Annotated in this window: 4 protein-coding genes, 2 tRNA genes and 1 pseudogene; 5 read left to right on the top strand and 2 right to left on the bottom strand. The window is 66.4% G+C overall.

All coding sequences use genetic code 11. The annotated features are described in order from the left end of the window. From P3W97_RS09120 to glp, 3 genes and pseudogenes are all read left to right on the top strand, one after another. Window positions 1-177 (top strand): annotated as a pseudogene (locus tag P3W97_RS09120) (GTP 3',8-cyclase MoaA); the annotation flags it as partial. Window positions 178-229: 52 nt separating this feature from the next. After that, entirely contained in the window at window positions 230-856 is a 627-nt protein-coding gene (gene mobA, locus P3W97_RS09115) for a molybdenum cofactor guanylyltransferase MobA (protein ID WP_300846013.1), read from the top strand. After that, the gene (glp, locus tag P3W97_RS09110) at window positions 853-2,151 is read left to right on the top strand and encodes a gephyrin-like molybdotransferase Glp (RefSeq protein WP_300846011.1); all 1,299 of its coding nucleotides are present in this window, start codon (window positions 853-855) and stop codon (window positions 2,149-2,151) included. The genes mobA and glp overlap by 4 nt, the downstream gene beginning before the upstream one ends. A 42-nt stretch (window positions 2,152-2,193) precedes the next feature. Here glp and P3W97_RS09105 read toward each other — a convergent pair whose 3' ends face one another. Beyond that, window positions 2,194-2,742 carry a YggT family protein gene (locus P3W97_RS09105; RefSeq protein WP_300846009.1) on the bottom strand — a complete coding sequence of 183 codons (549 nt, stop codon included), beginning with the start codon at window positions 2,740-2,742 and terminating at the stop codon, window positions 2,194-2,196. A gap of 36 nt (window positions 2,743-2,778) precedes the next feature. Further along, window positions 2,779-5,088: a ribonuclease R gene (rnr, locus tag P3W97_RS09100; RefSeq protein WP_300846007.1), complete on the bottom strand. Its 2,310-nt coding sequence runs from the start codon at window positions 5,086-5,088 to the stop codon at window positions 2,779-2,781. Between the two features lie 64 nt (window positions 5,089-5,152). Between rnr and P3W97_RS09095 the strand changes: the two genes are divergently transcribed. Both P3W97_RS09095 and P3W97_RS09090 read left to right on the top strand, forming a co-directional pair. After that, a tRNA-Leu gene (locus P3W97_RS09095) sits at window positions 5,153-5,237 on the top strand. A 206-nt stretch (window positions 5,238-5,443) separates the two neighbouring features. After that, a tRNA-Leu gene (locus tag P3W97_RS09090) sits at window positions 5,444-5,528 on the top strand. Window positions 5,529-5,694 lie beyond the last annotated feature (166 nt).

Here is a 5,694-nt window from a genome sequence, read left to right as displayed (position 1 = left end):
CAAGGCTATGATTTGCGCGCCCTGCTGCGCAGCGGTGCCAGCGACACCGAGATCACCGCGTCGCTGGCGGCCATCTGGAGCCAACGCGCCGACCGCTACTCCGAGATCCGCGCTTTGCTGCCACCCGAGACGCGCCGCACGGCGCGACGCATCGAGATGAGTTACATCGGTGGCTGATCGCATGACGAGTATCCACGCGCGATCACTTCCCCCTCCCCCCGGACCGCGAATGGTCACCGGCGTGGTCCTCGCTGGGGGTCAAGGCAGTCGCATGGGCGGGGTCGACAAGGGGTTGCAATCCTTTCAGGGGGCGCCGCTGGCGCTGCACGCCCTGTTGCGGCTGCGCATGCAGCGCGGCGATTGGATGGCCGATTGCATGATCAACGCCAACCGCAACCTGGCCGTGTACGAGGGCTTTGGCGTGCCTGTCTGGCCAGACGAGCTGGGCGGCTACGCCGGCCCCTTGGCGGGCATGCTGACGGCGCTCATGCACTGCCCAACTCCCTATCTGCTGACGGTGCCCTGCGACACCCCCCGGCTGCCGCTGGATCTCGCACAGCGGCTGTGCGAAGCCCTGACCGAGCAGCAGGCCGACCTCGCAATGGCCGCTGCGCCCGAGGCCGATGGGCGCGTACGCACCCAACCCGTGTTTTGCCTGCTAGGGGCGCATCTGCTCGAGAGCTTGAACGCCTTTTTGCAAGAGGGCGGCCGCAAAATCGACGCCTGGACCGCCCGCCACCGTTGCGCCGTCGTGTCTTTCGACCGCCCCGAGGACGACCCGCTGGCCTTTGGCAATATCAACACGCGCGGTGAGTTGCACGCCCTCCAGCAGGCCGCCGCCCCCGCCAAGCCATGAAGACGCTCGAACAGATCGCCGCCGAACTCCAGGGCTACGACCCCGCAGCCCTGCCGGCCACCACTGTGGGCGACTTTCTTGCGCAACTGGTCGAGCCGCTGTCCGACACCGAGACGGTCGGGATTTTCGAGGCACTGGATCGGGTGCTGGCGCAGGACATCGTCTCCCCCATCGATGTCCCCCCGCACGACAATGCCGCCATGGACGGATTTGCCCTGCGCGGTGCCAGCCTTTCGGCAACGCAAGAGACGGTGTTGCGCGTGGTGGGCACCAGCTTTGCAGGGGATGCCCGCTGGTCCAGCCCCGTTCCGGCGGATGCTTGCATACGCATCATGACCGGGGCGATGATGCCCGAAGGGCTGGACACCGTGGTGCCGGTGGAGTTCGTGCGCACGGACCGGGATGGCGAGCTGGAGCGCGTGCACATCCCGGCCGGGGTGGTCCAGCCTGGCGATCACCGGCGCCGGCGCGGTGAAGACCTGATGGCCGGGCACGCAGCCGTGCGCGCAGGGCAGCGGCTCGGACCGGCAGCGCTGGGCCTGATTGCCAGTCTGGGCATCGCGCAGATCCCTGTGGTGCGGCGGCTGCGTGTAGCGTATTTTTCGACCGGCGACGAAATCGTCTCGCTGGGCGAACCGCTGCGTGAAGGCGCCATCTACGACAGCAACCGCTACACCGTCTACGGCCTGCTGCGACGGCTGGGGGTGGAGGTGATCGACCTGGGGGTGGTGCGCGACGATCCGGTCGCGCTGGAGGCTGCCTTCCGACAAGCGGCTGCGCAAGCCGATGCCGTCATCACCAGCGCGGGCGTGAGCATGGGCGAGGCCGATCACACCAAGGCCATGATGCGCCGGCTGGGGGACGTGGCCTTCTGGCGGATCGCCATGCGTCCGGGCCGCCCGATGGCGGTCGGTCGCCTGCTCGACCCAGCGGGGGGGGCACCCACGGTGCTATTTGGCCTGCCAGGCAACCCTGTGGCGGTGATGGTGACGTTTCTGGCCTTCGTGCGTCCGGCGCTGCTGCGCATGATGGGTGCGCGCGAGACCCAGCCCGTGCTGTTGCGCGCGCGCAGTGTCGAGCCCATCCGAAAAAAACCCGGGCGCACGGAATATCAGCGCGGTATCGTGATGCGCGGAGCCGATGGCTCCCTGCAGGTGCGGACGACGGGCAACCAGGGCTCGGGCATGCTGCGCTCGATGGTCGAAGCCAACGGGCTCATCGTGCTGGGCCACCAGCAGGGCCCTGTCGCGGTGGGTGACGAAGTGGATGTGATGATGTTCGAGGGGGTCATCTGAGCCAGCCGCGACTGGGCCTCGACGGCGATTCATGCGCCGGCGTCAGCCCAGCCACATCAAACCCACCTGCAGCAACACCAGCAGCACCAACACCGATAGGTCTACGCCACCCACGGTGGGGACGATGCGCCGCACCGGCGCGAGCACCGGATCCAAAAGCCGGCCCAAGGTCCCGATCCAGGGCGAAAACGGCTGCACCCAGGTCAATACCGCGTAAACCAGCAACAACAGCATCAAGCCCTGCAACAGAGTGCGCAGCAACATCTGCAACGCCAGCAGGGGCACGGTCACAGCAAAGCCCAGGGCCTCGACCCCCGGCAGTGCGCCGCCCCACAGCAGATGCACCAGCCCGGCGTAGGCCAGCGCCAGCACCGCCGCAGCCAAAAAACTGCCCCAATCCACATTGGCCTGGGCCCAAGTGCGAGGCAGCGATCGGCGCAGCGGCTGCACGATCCAATCCGTCACCGCGATGACGAACGGTCCTGGCTGGGCAGCCATGCGCAGACGGCGCGTGTTCATCCAGCCCCGCAGCAAGGCCGACCCAATCAAAAAAAATGACAGTGTGTCGAGCAGGAACAGGGCAATGCGCATGGTCCGATAGGCTTTGGGTATCGAGGCACAGTCTTCTCAACTGCGACTGGGGCGCGCGCGGCGACCACGCCCGGTCACCGGGGATTGTGCCGCAGATCCCGCGCCAGCCGCACGCGCGGCGGAGCGCTTGCCCTTACCCGTGCCCGTGCCTGCCAACGCCGTTTGCTGCCCCGCCTTGCTTGCGCGACCTCGGCTGGGGAGCACCTCCACGGGGTCGCTGGACTCCCTGGTGGACTCCCGCATGGGACGACCCACCGTGCGACCGCCGCCCCGCTCGGGCCGGCCTTCGGCCGCCGCATCCTCACGCACCAGCCGAAAGTCGATGCGTCGCCCATCCAGATCGACACGGCTGACCTGGACCGCCACCTTGGTGCCCAAGGTGTAGCGCACCCCGGTGCGCTCGCCGCGCAGCTCCTGCCGGCGCTCGTCGTAGCGGAAGTACTCGCCCCCCAGCTCGGTGATATGCACCAAACCCTCCACATACAAGCTGTCCAAAGTGACGAACAGACCGAAGCTGGTAACGGCGGTGACGGTGCCGGCAAACTCCTCGCCCAGGCGCTCACGCATGTACTTACACTTCAGCCAGGCCTCGACGTCGCGGCTGGCCTCGTCGGCACGGCGCTCGTTGGCGCTGCAGTGCAGACCGGCCGCCTCCCAGCCCAGCACCTCATTGGACGGGCGCCCGCGCGAGCGCTTCATGGCCTCCGACGCGCCGCGCTCCTCCATCCGCTTGGCCAGCTTGGCCTGCGCCTCGCCGGGTATGGGCAAGACCGGCAGGTGGTAGCGCTCACCCTTGAGGATTGCCTTGATCACACGATGCACCAACAAATCGGGGTAACGCCGAATCGGGCTGGTGAAGTGCGTGTAGGCGTCGAACGCCAATCCGAAATGCCCCACGTTGTGCGGCGAGTACATGGCCTGCTGCATCGAGCGCAGCAGCATTTGATGGATCTGGGGCGCATCGGGTCGATCGGCCGTCGCCTTGGACAAGGCCTGAAAATCACGCGGCCCCGGCATGTCTCCGATGGTGACCGGAACCCCTAGGGCTTTGAGATATTCACGCAGGATCTCGATTTTTTCGGGCGAGGGCCGCTCGTGCACACGGTACAGCCCCGGATGGTGGTGGGTGGCGATGAACTCGGCCGCGCAGACATTGGCCACCAACATCGCCTCTTCGATCAGGCGATGCGCATCGTTGCGCGTGCGTGGCTCGATGCGCTCGATGCGCCCCGACTCATCGCAGACGATGCGCGTCTCCACCGTCTCCAGGTCCACCGCACCGCGCGCTTCGCGCGCCGCGAGCAAGGCGCGGTAGACATCGTGCAGATTCAGCAGGTGCGGCACCATCGCCGCATGGCGCTGGGCCTCGGCTCCGCGGGTGTTCTGCAAGATTGCCGCCACCTCGGTGTAGGTAAAGCGCTGGTAGCTGTGCATCACCGCCGGGTAGAACTGGTAGGCCTGCACCAGCCCCTTGGCGTCGATCAGCATGTCGCACACCATGCACAGGCGGTCCACCCCAGGGTTGAGCGAACACAGCCCATTCGAGAGTTTTTCCGGGAGCATCGGAATGACGCGGCGCGGGAAATAAACGCTGGTGGCACGGTCGTAGGCGTCGATATCCAGCGGCGAGCCGTTGCGCACATAGTGACTGACGTCGGCGATAGCCACCAGCAACCGCCATCCCTTGCCGGCGCCGACGCGCGTCGGCTCGCAATAGAGCGCATCGTCAAAGTCGCGTGCATCCTCACCATCGATGGTCACCAGCGGCACGTCGGTCAGATCCACGCGGCCGCGGCGATCTACGGCGCGCACCTTGTCTGGCAACGCTCGCGCCTCGGCCAGCGCCCCTTCCGAAAATTGATGTGGCACGCCGTATTTGCGCACTGCAATTTCGATTTCCATGCCGGGGTCGTCGATGTCGCCCAGCACCTCTTTGACGCGCCCGACGGGCTGACCATAGAGCGCCGGAGGCTCGGTCAGCTCCACCACCACCACCTGCCCGGGCTGGGCCGCGCCGGTAGCGCCTTTGGGGATCAGCACATCCTGGCCGTAGCGTTTGTCTTCCGGCGCGACGAGCCACACGCCGTTCTCGTGCAGCAGACGCCCGATGATCGGCGCGCTGGATCGTTCCAGGATCTCGATCACACGCCCTTCGGGACGCCCGCGCCGGTCGTGGCGCACGATGCGCGCCTTGACACGGTCTTTGTGCAACACCGCGCGCATTTCGTTGGGTGGCAGGTACAGATCGGGCTGGCCGTCGTCGCGCACGACAAAGCCGTGGCCATCGCGGTGGCCCAAGACCACCCCTTCGATTTCGGGCAGGGAGACAGTCGGTTTTTCTTTCACGGACGAGAGATTTCCTGCGGGGAGATGGACCCGCTTCATGTGTATAATTTCAGTTTGCTGAAGCGCCCAGGTGGCGGAATTGGTAGACGCACTAGTTTCAGGTACTAGCGCCGAGAGGCGTGGAGGTTCGAGTCCTCTCCTGGGCACCAGACGTGGGGTAGCCAGCTTGGCGGTTGCGTGTCTTCTGAACAACGCGACACCCGATCATACCGCGCCCCGGCCCGAGCTGCAGAAAAACCCGCCTGGGATGTGCCCCGGCGGGTTTTTTGTTGCGCAAACCCCATTGACTGCAGACTGCGCCGCCCAGCGGATAGCCCCAGCAGGATACTGCTATACTTCTATGTATTCCTGAAGCGCCCAGGTGGCGGAATTGGTAGACGCACTAGTTTCAGGTACTAGCGCCGAGAGGCGTGGAGGTTCGAGTCCTCTCCTGGGCACCAGAAGTGGGGTCGCCCGCGATGCGGGGGCGAGTCTTCTGAAGAGCAACACACGCGAGGATACCGCGGGCAGGCCCGCGGTGCAGAATTCGACGGCTGGGGGGGTGACGGGCGGGGTGTGTGGTGCGCGGCGAGCAGTGACTCGTGGGGGGGGCGGCGAGCGGCCGCG

This window comes from Tepidimonas sp., from assembly GCF_029335975.1.
In the GTDB taxonomy this organism is placed as follows: Bacteria; Pseudomonadota; Gammaproteobacteria; order Burkholderiales; family Burkholderiaceae_C; genus Tepidimonas.
The sequence above is the reverse complement of the archived record's forward strand: the minus strand, read 5'-3'. Positions and strand labels throughout refer to the sequence as shown.

Bases quoted from the DNA above. Each gene is read 5' to 3' on its own strand.
- mobA (WP_300846013.1), top strand. From the start codon at position 230: ATGGTCACCGGCGTGGTCCTCGCTGGGGGTCAAGGCAGTCGCATGGGC.
- glp (WP_300846011.1), top strand. From the start codon at position 853: ATGAAGACGCTCGAACAGATCGCCGCCGAACTCCAGGGCTACGACCCC.
- P3W97_RS09105 (WP_300846009.1), bottom strand. From the start codon at position 2,742: ATGCGCATTGCCCTGTTCCTGCTCGACACACTGTCATTTTTTTTGATT.